The organism is Lachnotalea sp. AF33-28 (genome assembly GCF_003477885.1).
GTDB lineage: Bacteria > Bacillota > Clostridia > Lachnospirales > Lachnospiraceae > AF33-28.
This window is the reverse complement of the sequence record NZ_QUEE01000003.1, coordinates 270966-283846: the sequence shown is the minus strand read 5'-3', so window position 1 is coordinate 283846 and position 12881 is coordinate 270966. Positions and strand designations below refer to the sequence as shown.

Sequence of the window (12881 nt, the reverse complement as noted above, 5' to 3'; positions counted from 1 at the left end):
GGGCAGAACGATGCCTGGCGGAAAGAGAGGACAGTATATGAAAGCAGGAATCAGATTTCACGACATGGAGGCAAGATCACTGGAAGAGAGGCTGGCACTGGCGGAGAGAAAGGGATACCGCTGTATCCATCTGGCCAATTTTGTGCTGTACCGCGAGTACGGCATCACGGCGGCAGGACTAACGCCGGGACTGGCCATGTATCTAAAGGAGCTGCTTGCAAAATATCATCTGGATGTGGCGGTGTTCGGCTGCTACTTAAATCTGGCCAATCCGGACCCCGTTCAGCTTCAGGCGATCCAGCAGGAATATTTGGACTGCATCCGCTTTGCAGCATGGCTTGGCGCAGGTGTGGTGGGAACCGAGACAGGAGCCCCCAATACCGAGTACCGCTATGAAGAAGCCTGCCACAGCGAGGAGGCCCTGCAGACCTTTATCACGAATTTCAGACCGGTGGCGGAGTACGCCGAGAAGATGGGAGTGGTCATCGCCATAGAGCCGGTGTGGAGACATATCGTGTACGACGAGAACCGTGCGAGGACCGTGCTGGACGCGTTAAAATCCCCCAACGTCCAGATCATCTTCGACCCTGTAAACATGCTGGCTCCCGAAAATGAGCAGCGTCAGAACGAGCTGATTTCCCATACCTTCGAAACCATCGGCAAGGAGATCATGGTGGTCCACGCCAAGGATTTTTGCATGGAAAACGGGCAGCTTCTTTCCGGCCCCGCCGGCACAGGCTGCCTCAACTACAGCCTGATCATGAAGTACCTGAAGGCCAATAAGCCTTACATTCACGTTACCATGGAGGACACTACCCCCGATACCGCAGGCGCTGCTTTCGAATACCTGCATAAAATGTGGATGGAAGCGTAAGGCGTTAAAAACCCGCTAAAAACAGGAAACCCGCTTGCATACGGTCTCAAAGCGGTATATAATTAGAATCTATTGTGGGAATACCACTTACTAATGGAGGTTTGTTATGAAGAGGTTAGAAGAATATGTGAGAAGTATACCGGATTTTCCGGAGCCTGGAATTATCTTCAGAGATGTCACCAGCGTGCTGCAGGATGCGGACGGCCTTAGGCTGGCTGTGGACGGCATCCAGGAGCTGCTTCATGGAGTGGAGTTTGACGTGGTGGTTGGCCCGGAATCCCGCGGCTTCATTTTCGGTGTTCCGATCGCATATAATCTGCATAAAGCGTTCATTCCCGTCAGGAAAAAGGGAAAGCTGCCCTGTGAAACCGTGGAGATGGAATATGACCTGGAATATGGCAGCGCAGTGATTGAGATGCATAAAGATTCTATAAAACCGGGGCAGAAGGTTGTGATCATCGATGATCTGATCGCTACCGGCGGCACGATCGAGGCGATTACCAAGCTGGTGGAGAGCCTTGGCGGCGAGGTGGTTAAGATCTGTTTCCTGATGGAACTGGCCGGTCTTAGGGGCCGTGACAAACTTCAAAAATATGATGTTGGGAGCGTAATTGTATACGAAGGTAAGTGACATGAAAAAGCTGCTGGCATTGCTTGAAAAACTAAAATTCACCAAAACCCAGATGATCGCTCTGGGTTTTTTGTGCCCGATCCTCGTGGGGGCGCTGCTGCTGATGCTGCCGATTTCATCGGCGGACGGTACGGTGACGCCGTTCATTGATTCGCTGTTTATGTCGGCCACCAGCGTGTGTGTGACCGGCCTCGTGACGGTGCCGGTATATCTGCACTGGAGCCTGTTCGGAAAGGTTGTGATCCTGATCCTGATCCAGCTGGGGGGACTCGGCGTGGTAGCGATCATGACCATGCTGCTGATCGCCATCGGCAAAAGAATCACGCTGAAAGAGCGGATGCTCATTCAGGAGGCATATAACCTGGATACCCTGGCGGGCATGGTAAAGATGATCATAAGGATCGTGAAGGGCACTTTTATTGTGGAAACGGCAGGGGCCGTCTGCTTCGCTTTTGTTTTTGTGCCTCAATACGGCTTTTTGAGAGGGGTATTCTATTCCGTATTCCATTCGGTTTCCGCCTTCTGCAACGCGGGCATCGATCTGATCGGAACGGACAGCTTCGTGCCGTATGTGAGCAACCCCATCGTGAACCTGACCACGATGTTTCTGATCGTATCGGGCGGCATCGGATTCACAGTATGGTGGGATCTGATCCGCGTGGGAAAGGATGCTAAAACAGGGGAGATTGCGCCCCGGCAGATGTGGAGCAGGCTGATGCTTCACTCCAAACTGGCCGTTTCGGTAACACTGCTGCTGATCTTTGTGCCGGCAGTGCTGTATTTTATTTTTGAATATCACAATCCGGAGACGCTGGGGGAGCTGGGGACAGGGAGCAAACTTATGGCTTCCCTGTTTCAGTCGGTCACCACCAGGACGGCAGGATTCTGTACGATACCGCAGGGTGAGCTGAAAGATTCTTCCACCCTGCTGACCCTGGTCCTGATGTTTGTCGGAGGCTCCCCGGCAGGCACCGCGGGCGGCGTGAAGACCACGACGGTCGCAATGATCCTGATGTCGGTGATGTGCTTTGTCAAGGGAAAACGGGATACGGAAATGTTTGGCCGGCGTGTGCCCGCGGACAATGTGCGGACCGGACTGGCGGTGCTTACCATCAGCCTTTTGGTAGTGTTTACCAATATCATGCTGCTGCTTTTGACTGACGGTGCCGAATTCAGGGATACTATTTTTGAAGTTGTAACGGCTATAGGCACGGTGGGGCTTTCCCGCGGCCTGACTCCGGATTTGACCTTCTGGGGTAAGCTGATCATTATCGTGACGATGTATATAGGCAGAATCGGACCGATCACAATGGTGCTCGCGTTTGGAGTGCGCCGGCAGACAAAGGGAGACAACCGTGAACTGCCGGAGAAGAGGATACTGGTCGGGTAGCAGCGTTGTGTTACAGAATATTTTTGGAGGACAGACAAAAAATGGCGAGAAAAGAATTTGCAGTGTTTGGTTTGGGGGAATTTGGGCGCAGTGTGGCGCTCACTCTGGCGAAGAACGGCTGTGAGGTGATGGCGATTGACAGCAGCTCTGAAAAGGTGCAGGAAATTGCGGACAGCGTGACCCACGCAGTGAAAGCGGATGCCACCGATATGGATGTGGTGCGCTCGCTCGGTCTGAACAATCTGGACGCAGTGGTGATCGCCATAGGCAACAATCTGGAGGCGAGCATTATGGCGACGATTATCTCCAAGGAATGCGGCGTTCCCTATGTGCTTGCCAAGGCCAGCAATGACATCCATGCGGCGGTGCTGCGCAAGGTGGGCGCGGATGAGATCATCTATCCGGAGAAAGCCATGGGCGTGCGCACGGCGAGAAACCTGATGTCCGGCAATTTCCTGGATTTTATTGAACTTTCCAAAAGCTTCAGCATGGTGGAAATCACCCCTCCGCCCAGCTGGGTGGGCAAGAGCTTACGGGAGCTGGATCTGCGTAAAAAGGGACTCAATGTGATTGCCTGCAAGCAGGGGGACAACGTGATTACCCAGCTGGATCCGGATACCGTGCTGCGGGAAGGTGACGATTTCATCATCGTGGGCCAGAACGAGGCTTTAAACAGAATAAAATAGTACGATCAGAGGTAAGACTATGATTACAAGCACATCTAATCCCCAGGTAAAAGAAATCATGCAGCTGCAGAAGAAGTCCAAACTGCGCAGGGAGCTCGGCGTCTTTGTGGCAGAGGGGATGAAGATGGTGAGCGAAGCGCCTGCCGGCAGGATAGAGCGGTGCTGGATATCCGAGACCTTTTCCAGGAAACATCCGGATTTCCCGTTCCCTGCGGGAGTGCCCGTCCAGGAAGCCGCGGACCATGTGTTTGCCGCCATGTCGGACACACAGACGCCCCAGGGCATCCTGGCGGTGATCCGCTGCGGCGAAACATCCCTTGAGGATCTGCTTAAGGCGCCCGCACCGCTTCTTATGGTGCTGGAAAATATACAGGATCCCGGCAATCTGGGAACCGTCATGCGCACCGGGGAAGGGGCCGGGGTCACCGGTCTCATCATGAGCTCGGACTGCGCGGATATCTATAATCCGAAGGTGATCCGTTCCACTATGGGTTCCATCTACCGCGTCCCTTTCTGCCACACTGCGGACTTATGCGGTGCCCTGGATCTCATAAAGAAAGCGGGCATCACAGTCTATGCGGCCCATCTGAAAGGCAGTCAGTACTATACAGAAGCCGATTATACAAAACCTTCCGCGTTCCTGATCGGAAACGAGGGAAACGGCCTGAAGCAGGAAACCGCAGACCGGGCAGGTACATATATAAAGATACCGATGGAAGGACATGTGGAGTCATTAAACGCCGCGGTATCCGCTGCAATACTGATGTACGAGGCACACCGCCAGAGATCGTGAACATTTCTGTTGTTACTGTTCAGAGGTTCTCTGGCGGTATTATTTTCCGGGCTTGACATTCTTTGTTAACTCTGCTAGAATAATTTTGTAATAAATCTGTAATAAATAGCATATAATATTAATAAATAAGCAAACAAGAATGTTTGGGACCCAGGAGGATGAATGATGACAATCAAGAGAAAAGGCGCGTACTTAAGCCTATTGCTCTGTGCACTGTTGCTCATCACAGTAATCATAAATCAGGATACCGCCATGGCCGGTACGGCAGCGGATGAAAGCAGGAAAGAGGAAAACAGGGAAGAAAACCTGGTGCAGGTGCCCGGCGGCGCCATCGCCGGTATCGGCCTGATTCTTCAGGACAGCGCATCTAAGGAGAGCATTGACGCAGGAATTCGCATGGCTGCGATTCAGGAAAATGCGGACGCAGCAGCGGATGGCGAAGAGGCTTCACAGCCGGAGAACAGTGAAGAAGCGGCAGATGTAACCGGTGACGGGACAGCCGTATCGGGCAATGAGATTTCGGAAACGGAAAACGAATCAGAGACGGATACACAGGCGGCTGTGGAGGCACTGGCAGCGCCCGTGGCAGCATCCCTTTACGACGGCAAGGCGGTAGCGAACGTGGAGACCGCATTAAATATCAGAGAATCCGCTTCAGAAGACGCGGCCAAGGTCGGCAAGCTGTACCGCGGCTGTGCAGGCGATATCGTTGAGACAGCCGAGGGCTGGGTGAAGATCAGTTCCGGCAATGTATCCGGATGGGTCAGCAGTGAATACATTCTGACCGGTGCGGACGCTGAAAACTTTGTTAACGGGCTGAATCTTAGGATGGCCACCGTGAATGCCGATTCTCTGAATGTCAGAAGCAAGGCCAACACTAAATGCGATGTCATCGCAGAGGTGGAGAACGGCCAGACCTTCATGGTGATCGGGGAAGAGGACGGATGGTATCAGGTGTTATTCACGCCGGATCTGCCCGCTTATGTGCATGCCGACTATGTTTCGGTAAGCGATGGAAGCATGACGGCAGTTTCCAGCGAGGAACTGGCGAAATTAAATAATCTGGCCGCTGAAAAGGAAAAAGAGCGCCAGAGAGAAGCAAAGAAAAAGAGTGTGGGCAAGACGAGCGGCGCGGCAACGGCCGCATCGACGGATGATGCCACACTGTTGGCGGCCCTGTGCCAGTACGAATCGGCAGGGGATTATGAAGGCATGCTGGCGGTGGCAAATGTTGTGCTGAACCGCGTGCACAGCAGCAGATACCCCAACAGCATCTCAGGTGTTATATTCGCCAAGGGGCAGTTCTCAGGTGTAAACGGCGGCGCGCTGGACAAATACCTGTCCAAAGGCCCCAGCTCCACAGCAGTTCAGGCAGCGAATGATGCGCTGGCCGGAGTCAACAATATCGGGGATTATACCTCCTTCTGCTCCGCTAGGATAGCCAATGTGGACAGCTATAGCAGCTACACCATTGTGGGCGGAAACTGCTTCTATAAAAGATAAGATCCGGGCGGTTTGCCGGGATGGATCATAAAACAGGATGACGATGATGCGCCATCCTGTTTTATATTGGCAAATCCCCGTTTTTTCAAATAATTTAGTTGATATAATTGTCAAAATCGGTTAATATATTATCAAACATCAATTTTGCACCAGGAAAGGGAGGCGTAGTATGGAGTCGATCTATTGGCTGGCGTTTTTCATCATATTGTTGGTAATTGAAATACTGACATTGGGGCTGACGACCATCTGGTTTGCCGGCGGTGCTCTGGTAGCTTTTATTGCCTGTCTGCTGGGCGCAGGTCTGGGACTTCAGATCGCACTGTTCGCGGTGGTATCGGTTGTCCTTTTGTTCTTTACAAGGCCGCTGGCGCTGAAGTACCTGAACAAAAGGACGACGAAGACAAACGTGGACAGCCTCATAGGGAAGACGGCAAAAGTGACTGTGCCGATTGATAATTTCCAGGGAGTGGGAGCCGCCATGTTAAATGGCCTGGAGTGGACCGCGAGAAGCGCAAAGGATGAGGAAACCATCGCTGCGGGTACGCTGGTAACCGTTGTGGAAATATCCGGTGTCAAACTAATTGTGAAGAAGAAAGAGGAGGAACTGGTATGAGTACATCATTTATTAGCGCAGCAGGATTTCCGATAGGATTTATCGTAATCGTTGTGCTGGTTGCTGTGGTGCTGTTAGTCATCGCATCCTGCATAAAGATTGTGCCGCAGGCACAGGCGCTGGTTGTGGAACGGCTGGGGGGCTATCTGGGAACCTGGTCCGTGGGGCTCCATGTTAAGATGCCTTTTATCGACCGCATTGCAAGACGTGTGAATTTAAAGGAGCAGGTAATCGATTTCAAACCGCAGCCGGTGATCACGAAGGATAACGTAACGATGCAGATCGATACCGTGGTATTCTTCCAGATCACAGATCCCAAGCTGTATGCCTACGGTGTGGAGAATCCGCTGATGGCTATCGAAAACCTGACGGCCACTACCCTTAGAAATATCATCGGTGATCTGGAACTGGATGAAACCCTGACTTCCAGAGAGCTGATCAATACAAAGATGCGCACCCATCTGGATGAAGCTACGGACCCCTGGGGTATTAAGGTTAACCGCGTGGAATTAAAGAACATCATTCCTCCGGCAGAGATTCAGGATTCCATGGAGAAGCAGATGAAGGCCGAGCGTGAACGCCGTGAGTCCATCTTAAGGGCCGAAGGTGAAAAGAAATCCACGATCCTGGTTGCCGAAGGTAAGAAGGAATCTGTAATCCTCGATGCGGAAGCGGAGAAGCAGTCTGCGATCCTTAGGGCGGAAGCGAAGAAGGAAGCCATGATCCGCGAGGCCGAAGGTGAAGCGCAGGCCATCCTGAAGGTACAGGAAGCTACTGCGGAAGGTATCCGCCTGATCCGTGAAGCCGGCGCTGACGATGCGGTGCTTCAGATCAAGAGCCTGGAAGCTTTCGAAAAGGCCGCAGACGGCAAGGCTACCAAGATTATCATCCCTTCCAACATCCAGAGCGTTGCCGGTATGGTGAAATCTTTGGTGGAAGTAGGAAAAGACGAATAATCGGTTAACGATTGAATTTTAGCGCTGTATTTGGCATAAAATCACAGGAGCTTTAGAGCACCTGTGATTTTAGTCATTTGTGATCCTGATTGTTGCACCAGGATCTGCTGATGGGAGGAAAACAGATGAATTTAAAGGGAAGGAATTTTATAACGCTTAAAGATTTTACGCCGGACGAGATCATGTACCTGGTAGATCTGGCCGATGACTTAAAGAAGAAAAAGAAACAGGGCATCACGGGCAGCAGCCTTAAAGGAAAAAATGTCGCTCTGATTTTTGAAAAGCCCTCCACGAGGACACGCTGTGCGTTCACCATCGGCTGTGTGGACGAGGGAGGCCATCCGGAGTATCTGGGTCGTGAGGATATTCAGCTGGGCCACAAGGAGAGTGTGGAGGATACGGCGAAGGTTCTGGGCCGCATGTTTGACGGCATTGAGTTTCGCGGTTTCAAGCACGAAACTGTGGAAAAACTGGCCAAATATTCAGGGGTTCCGGTATGGAACGGGCTGACCGATGATTATCATCCCACGCAGATCCTTGCAGATTTTCTGACAATTAAGGAGCATTTCGGATACCTGAAGGGGCTGAACTTTGTCTTTGTAGGGGACGGCAGAAACAATATGGCCAACAGCCTGATGATCGGCTGCGGCAAGATGGGAATTAACTTCACCATTCTGGCTCCGAAATCTCTGTGGCCGAAGGAGGAGCTGATCACACTCTGCAGGACCTATGCACAGGATGCGGGCAGCACGGTCACGATTTCCGATGATACGGAATGTGTGAAGGATGCGGACATCATTTATACCGATGTATGGTGTTCCATGGGAGAAGAGGACAAGGCTGCGGAGCGTGTGGCGCTTTTAAGGCCTTATCAGGTCAACAACCGGCTGATGGAGAAGACCGGCAAGGATACGACGATCTTCCTGCACTGCCTGCCGGCGGTGAAGGGCAATGAGGTGACGGAAGAGGTATTCGATTCCCCGGCTTCCCTGGTGTTTGATGAGGCGGAAAACCGTATGCATACTATTAAGGCTGTTATGGTGGCGACCCTTGGCAATGAGTAGGAGGAAACGCAGTGCGCGTGCAGAGCAGTAGAAGCAAAAATCCCAGAGCGTTCCAGAATTTTGTGGATATGGTTCATGTGATCTCCTGTCTGGTGATCGTGGCACTGACCGTATTCCTTTATATCAATCCGGAACGGTATATCCTGTTTTTCCCGCTCGTATTTCTGATTTCGGCGGGTTTGAATTTCATAACAGCCATATATAAATGGAGAACGGCAGGCCACAGGAAGTCACAGAAGGCCAAGGCAGTATTTTTTGTACTGCTGGGAGCGGCGCTGTGTATCCTGACCGTGGTCAGCCTTGTATCGGTATGGGGATGAACGCATGAAGGCAGAAATATTGAACCTTTTGAAGGAAACGAAGGATTTTGTGTCAGGGCAGGAACTGTGTGAGCGCTTTCAGGTGTCCCGCACGGCTATATGGAAGACGGTCCGCCAGCTGGAAGAAGAGGGCTATAGAATAGAAGCGGTCAGAAACAGAGGCTACCGGTTGGTAGGAAAGCCGAATGCGGTAACCGAGGCGGAGATTTCGGAGGGGCTGCATACGAAGTGGCTGGGCAGGGAGATCCGTTATTACGACAGTGTGGATTCCACCAATCAGCAGGTGAAGCGCTTGGCTGATCAGGGAGCGGCCCATGGCACCCTGGTCACAGCCGAATCGCAGACCAGCGGCAAAGGCAGGCGCGGGCGCGGATGGAGTTCACCCGCCGGGACCGGAGCCTGGATGAGCTTTCTCTTAAGACCTTCTATCGATCCGAACCATGCATCCATGCTCACGCTGGTGGCCGCGCTGGCCGTCTGCAATGCGGTGCGCGATATGACCGGGCTGGCGGCCAAAATCAAGTGGCCCAACGATATTGTGATCAATGGGAAAAAACTGTGCGGTATACTTACGGAGATGAGTACCGAAGAGCTTTCCATCCATTATGTGGTGGTGGGAATTGGGGTGAATGTGAACCAGAGCAGTTTTCCGGATGAAATCAAACAGCGGGCGACCTCTCTTAAGCTGGAGGGCGGCCGGGATTACAGCCGGGCGGAGCTGATTTGCCGGATATTGGAGCATTTTGAGCATTACTATGAAATCTTTCTGGAAACGGAGGACCTGGAGGGCATGGCAGAGGAGTACAACGGAAAATGTGTCAATGCCGGCCGCGAGGTTTGCGTCCTGAATCCCGGAGGGGAATATACCGGCGTTTCTCTGGGCATAGACAGTCAGGGAGATCTTCTGGTGAAAAGGGGTGGCGGCCATGTGGAGAAAATCTCCTCCGGAGAGGTTTCCGTCAGAGGGATCTATGGATATGTATAGGGCATCAAAGGAGTAACGGTATGCAGGAGAACGAAGAGAGAACTGTGCTCTGCGGCGCCAGTTCCTATGAACAGAAATACTACTTTAATGAAGAATTCTCCGCGCTTCCGCAGCGCGTGAAGGATGAATTGAAGGTGTTGTGCGTGATGTATGTGGAGGAGGTAGGCGGGGTACTGACGCTGGAATACGAACCGGACGGCGAACTGGAATTTAAGGTGACGTCGGATGAGGCGGATTACCTGTTTGATGATATTGGAAGCGCATTAAAGATAAAAGAGATCCGGAGGGATAAAAGCGATCTGCTGGAATCCCTGGAAATGTATTATAAGGTGTTTTGGCTGAATGAAGAATGAAATCTATAACAGAAAAGTGAAGATTAAAGATCTGACACTGGATCTACCGGTGGCATTGGCACCCATGGCAGGAGTAACCGACCTGCCATTTCGTATGCTTTGCAAAGAGCAGGGCTGCGGCCTGCTGTGCACGGAGATGGTGAGCGCAAAAGCAATTTATTATAATAACAGAAACACCTGGCAGCTGATGGATATCGATTCAGGTGAGCACCCTGTCGCGGTGCAGCTCTTCGGATCAGACCCGCAGATTATGGCGGATATGGCAGCCAGGGTGGCAGAGGAGAGCGACTGCGATATCATCGATGTGAACATGGGATGCCCCGTGCCCAAAGTGGTGAATAACGGTGAAGGAAGCGCGCTCATGCGCCGTCCGAAGCTCGTGGGAGAGATTCTGTCAGCCATGGTAAAAGCGGTGAATAAGCCGGTAACCGTAAAAATCCGTAAGGGATTTACGGAAGAATCAGCGAACGCTGCCGAGATAGCCAGGATCGCGGAAGCATCCGGCGCAGCCGCAATCGCGGTCCATGGCAGGACCAGGGAGCAGTATTATTCCGGCAGGGCGGACTGGGGCGTGATCCGCCAGGTGAAAGAAGCGGTGAGCATCCCTGTGTTCGGAAACGGGGATATCTTTACGGCGGAGGACGCGGTTAGGATGCTGGAAGAGACCGGCTGTGACGGTGTGATGGCGGGCAGGGGAGCCAGAGGAAATCCCTGGCTCTTCCGGGAGATCAAAGCGCTGCTGACTGAAGGGGAGGTTTTGCCGCGCCCTGACCGTCAGGAAGTCTATGAGACCATGCTGCGCCATGGCAGGATGCTTACAGAGCTGAAGGGCGAGTATATCGGCGTGCGCGAAATGCGCAAGCATGTGGCCTGGTACACCGCCGGTTTTCCTGGATCGGCCGTTCTGCGCGGCAGGGTGAACGAAGCGCAGACTTTTGATGAACTGAAGAATTTACTGGAAGAAGCCTTTTTGGGGAATAGATAAATTTTGCTGTCATATACTAGAGCGTGTCTGAAAATTCATTTCCGCAATCTGCGCGCCCCACGTTGCGGGTTATTACCTCCAAATTTGGTCAACGCAGCCCACTGCGCCTCCCTCATTTGGAGGCAATCTCCCACAATGTGTGACGCACATCTTACGGAAAGCTAATTTTCAGACACGCTCTAAGGCAGGAACAAAAAAGAAGGTGCAAATGTTGACAATAGCGGGGCTTTGGGATATAATACTCTGAATGAATTTGGGGCCATCAGTCCCGGTGGCTGATGATATTATTTATGGAAACAGGAGAGGTGCGTAAAGTAATGGCGGATACGAAAAAAAACATACTGACATATGCGGGCTTGAAAAAATATGAAGAAGAACTGGCGGACTTAAAGTTAAACAGAAGAAAAGAAGTGGCTCAGAAGATCAAGGAAGCCAGGGAACAGGGTGATCTGTCTGAAAATGCGGAATATGATGCCGCAAAGGATGAACAGAGGGACATTGAGCTTCGGATTGAAGAACTGGAAAAGCTGCTCAAGAACGCGGAAGTTGTTGTTGAGGATGAGATAGAGCTGGATAAGATCAATGTGGGATGCCAGGTGAAGGTGTACGACGTGGAATATGATGAGGAAATCGAATTTAAGATTGTCGGTTCCACAGAAGCCAACAGCCTGCAGAACAAAATTTCCAACGAATCCCCGGTGGGCAGAGCGCTGCTGGGCAGAAAGGCCGGAGAAACCGTCGAGGTTGAGACCCAGGCCGGAGTGATCGAATATAAGATACTGGAGATCCAGAGAGTATCCTGAATCGGCATATAAAGAGTTAAATAAGGGAAGGGCGTGTCATCGAACGGATGGACGGCCTTCCCTTATTTCATTCTGTTTGGTCATTAGAGTGCATCCGGCAGAAGCCTTCCTATTGAACAAAGCAGTTCCGCTTAGGACTGCATGCGGCGGACCGCTTCAGAGTGTTATGCGATTGCCCGGTTATTTGAGAAGAGCATCCTTCTTTTCGAGAATCGCTGCTACAGCTGCGCAGGCAGGGCAGTCACAGAATTTGGCCCCAGCGGCTTTGATTTCCCTGGCGTGGGCCGCGATGTTTTTAGCAGTATCCTCACCGAAACATTTGATGCCGCCGTCGGATTCTGCAAAACCGATTAAAAGGTCGATCGGCATGATATCAGCTTCCAGTTCCTCAATGTACTTAACGGTTTCTGCGGTTTCTTCCTCGGTGCCGACAGCTTTAAGCCATGCCTCTGCTGCCGCTTTTGTTTCACTGCTGCAGGACGGTGCACTCATGAGTTCATGAGTTTTGTCAATGACATAATTCAGCACATCCTTATCCATTGATATCCCTTCTTTCTGATGAAATTTATAACATCGGGTTAATGCCTATCCCTATTATATCATGCTTATCCGGGCGCTGCCAGCCGATTTTTGACTTTATTTCGGATGTGACTTATAATTATGTAACAGTTCAGACGGCGGGAAAAAAAGTGCAAAAGCAGGCGTTGAGCTTGCTCATAAGACTGTTTTTGTACTTTTTTTTCACATCGGATGGACATCCGATGCTTCTTGACCGGTTTCTTCGGTCAAGAAGATGAGCCGTCTGAACTGTTACATAATTGTTACCATTGACAGTTAACGTAAAATTCCCGCGCAAGGCAGGGCAGGGTATATTCCTCATTGGGACCCGCTCTCGCTCCGTGAAGCGCGCAGATCGTCACCAACC

At 51.7% G+C, this 12881-nt stretch carries 16 protein-coding genes; 15 read left to right on the top strand and 1 reads right to left on the bottom strand.

Annotated elements, in window-relative coordinates; genetic code table 11:
• Nucleotides 1–37 precede the first annotated feature (37 nt).
• The 15 genes from DWZ56_RS05885 (at nt 38) to greA (ending at nt 11956) form a co-directional block, all read left to right on the top strand.
• Complete coding sequence (locus tag DWZ56_RS05885) at nt 38–874, top strand: sugar phosphate isomerase/epimerase family protein (RefSeq protein ID WP_118555459.1); 837 nt, start codon at nt 38–40, stop codon at nt 872–874.
• Nucleotides 875–980: 106 nt separating this feature from the next.
• Nucleotides 981–1505: an adenine phosphoribosyltransferase gene (locus tag DWZ56_RS05880; protein ID WP_118555458.1), complete on the top strand. Its 525-nt coding sequence runs from the start codon at nt 981–983 to the stop codon at nt 1503–1505.
• Nucleotide 1506: 1 nt separating this feature from the next.
• Nucleotides 1507–2895 carry a TrkH family potassium uptake protein gene (locus DWZ56_RS05875; RefSeq protein WP_118555457.1) on the top strand — a complete coding sequence of 463 codons (1389 nt, stop codon included), beginning with the start codon at nt 1507–1509 and terminating at the stop codon, nt 2893–2895.
• A 41-nt stretch (nt 2896–2936) separates the two neighbouring features.
• Nucleotides 2937–3581 (top strand): potassium channel family protein, encoded by a 645-nt coding sequence (locus tag DWZ56_RS05870; protein ID WP_118555456.1) that lies wholly within the window; start codon nt 2937–2939, stop codon nt 3579–3581.
• A gap of 19 nt (nt 3582–3600) precedes the next feature.
• The gene (locus DWZ56_RS05865; RefSeq protein WP_118555455.1) at nt 3601–4374 is read left to right on the top strand and encodes a TrmH family RNA methyltransferase; all 774 of its coding nucleotides are present in this window, start codon (nt 3601–3603) and stop codon (nt 4372–4374) included.
• A 162-nt stretch (nt 4375–4536) separates the two neighbouring features.
• Complete coding sequence (locus DWZ56_RS05860; protein ID WP_118555454.1) at nt 4537–5877, top strand: cell wall hydrolase; 1341 nt, start codon at nt 4537–4539, stop codon at nt 5875–5877.
• 169 nt (nt 5878–6046) lie between these two features.
• Nucleotides 6047–6490, top strand: a complete 444-nt coding sequence (locus tag DWZ56_RS05855) for an NfeD family protein (protein ID WP_118555453.1) — start codon at nt 6047–6049, stop codon at nt 6488–6490.
• Complete coding sequence (locus DWZ56_RS05850) at nt 6487–7446, top strand: SPFH domain-containing protein (RefSeq protein ID WP_176926901.1); 960 nt, start codon at nt 6487–6489, stop codon at nt 7444–7446. The genes DWZ56_RS05855 and DWZ56_RS05850 overlap by 4 nt, the downstream gene beginning before the upstream one ends.
• A gap of 125 nt (nt 7447–7571) precedes the next feature.
• Nucleotides 7572–8510: an ornithine carbamoyltransferase gene (gene argF / locus DWZ56_RS05845; RefSeq protein WP_118555452.1), complete on the top strand. Its 939-nt coding sequence runs from the start codon at nt 7572–7574 to the stop codon at nt 8508–8510.
• A 17-nt stretch (nt 8511–8527) separates the two neighbouring features.
• The gene (locus DWZ56_RS05840) at nt 8528–8830 is read left to right on the top strand and encodes a DUF6637 family protein (protein WP_147369389.1); all 303 of its coding nucleotides are present in this window, start codon (nt 8528–8530) and stop codon (nt 8828–8830) included.
• Nucleotides 8831–8834: 4 nt separating this feature from the next.
• Nucleotides 8835–9815 carry a biotin--[acetyl-CoA-carboxylase] ligase gene (locus DWZ56_RS05835; protein WP_118555450.1) on the top strand — a complete coding sequence of 327 codons (981 nt, stop codon included), beginning with the start codon at nt 8835–8837 and terminating at the stop codon, nt 9813–9815.
• Nucleotides 9816–9835: 20 nt separating this feature from the next.
• Nucleotides 9836–10168 (top strand): DUF6145 family protein, encoded by a 333-nt coding sequence (locus tag DWZ56_RS05830; protein ID WP_118555449.1) that lies wholly within the window; start codon nt 9836–9838, stop codon nt 10166–10168.
• A complete protein-coding gene (gene dusB, locus DWZ56_RS05825; protein ID WP_118555448.1) occupies nt 10158–11153 on the top strand; it encodes a tRNA dihydrouridine synthase DusB in 996 nt (331 codons plus the stop codon). The genes DWZ56_RS05830 and dusB overlap by 11 nt, the downstream gene beginning before the upstream one ends.
• Before the next feature lie 3 nt (nt 11154–11156).
• Nucleotides 11157–11318 (top strand): DUF6783 domain-containing protein, encoded by a 162-nt coding sequence (locus tag DWZ56_RS23735; protein WP_442911437.1) that lies wholly within the window; start codon nt 11157–11159, stop codon nt 11316–11318.
• 152 nt (nt 11319–11470) lie between these two features.
• A complete protein-coding gene (gene greA, locus DWZ56_RS05820) occupies nt 11471–11956 on the top strand; it encodes a transcription elongation factor GreA (RefSeq protein WP_118555447.1) in 486 nt (161 codons plus the stop codon).
• 180 nt (nt 11957–12136) lie between these two features.
• Here greA and DWZ56_RS05815 read toward each other — a convergent pair whose 3' ends face one another.
• Complete coding sequence (locus DWZ56_RS05815; RefSeq protein WP_118555446.1) at nt 12137–12496, bottom strand: molecular chaperone Hsp90; 360 nt, start codon at nt 12494–12496, stop codon at nt 12137–12139.
• Between the last annotated feature and the right edge of the window lie 385 nt (nt 12497–12881).

Excerpts from the sequence above, each read along its gene's own strand:
- DWZ56_RS05885 (WP_118555459.1), top strand. The coding sequence starts at position 38 with ATGAAAGCAGGAATCAGATTTCACGACATGGAGGCAAGATCACTGGAA.
- DWZ56_RS05880 (WP_118555458.1), top strand. The coding sequence starts at position 981 with ATGAAGAGGTTAGAAGAATATGTGAGAAGTATACCGGATTTTCCGGAG.
- DWZ56_RS05875 (WP_118555457.1), top strand. The coding sequence starts at position 1,507 with ATGAAAAAGCTGCTGGCATTGCTTGAAAAACTAAAATTCACCAAAACC.
- DWZ56_RS05870 (WP_118555456.1), top strand. The coding sequence starts at position 2,937 with ATGGCGAGAAAAGAATTTGCAGTGTTTGGTTTGGGGGAATTTGGGCGC.
- DWZ56_RS05865 (WP_118555455.1), top strand. The coding sequence starts at position 3,601 with ATGATTACAAGCACATCTAATCCCCAGGTAAAAGAAATCATGCAGCTG.
- DWZ56_RS05860 (WP_118555454.1), top strand. The coding sequence starts at position 4,537 with ATGATGACAATCAAGAGAAAAGGCGCGTACTTAAGCCTATTGCTCTGT.
- DWZ56_RS05855 (WP_118555453.1), top strand. The coding sequence starts at position 6,047 with ATGGAGTCGATCTATTGGCTGGCGTTTTTCATCATATTGTTGGTAATT.
- DWZ56_RS05850 (WP_176926901.1), top strand. The coding sequence starts at position 6,487 with ATGAGTACATCATTTATTAGCGCAGCAGGATTTCCGATAGGATTTATC.
- argF (WP_118555452.1), top strand. The coding sequence starts at position 7,572 with ATGAATTTAAAGGGAAGGAATTTTATAACGCTTAAAGATTTTACGCCG.
- DWZ56_RS05835 (WP_118555450.1), top strand. The coding sequence starts at position 8,835 with ATGAAGGCAGAAATATTGAACCTTTTGAAGGAAACGAAGGATTTTGTG.
- DWZ56_RS05830 (WP_118555449.1), top strand. The coding sequence starts at position 9,836 with ATGCAGGAGAACGAAGAGAGAACTGTGCTCTGCGGCGCCAGTTCCTAT.
- dusB (WP_118555448.1), top strand. The coding sequence starts at position 10,158 with ATGAAGAATGAAATCTATAACAGAAAAGTGAAGATTAAAGATCTGACA.
- greA (WP_118555447.1), top strand. The coding sequence starts at position 11,471 with ATGGCGGATACGAAAAAAAACATACTGACATATGCGGGCTTGAAAAAA.
- DWZ56_RS05815 (WP_118555446.1), bottom strand. The coding sequence starts at position 12,496 with ATGGATAAGGATGTGCTGAATTATGTCATTGACAAAACTCATGAACTC.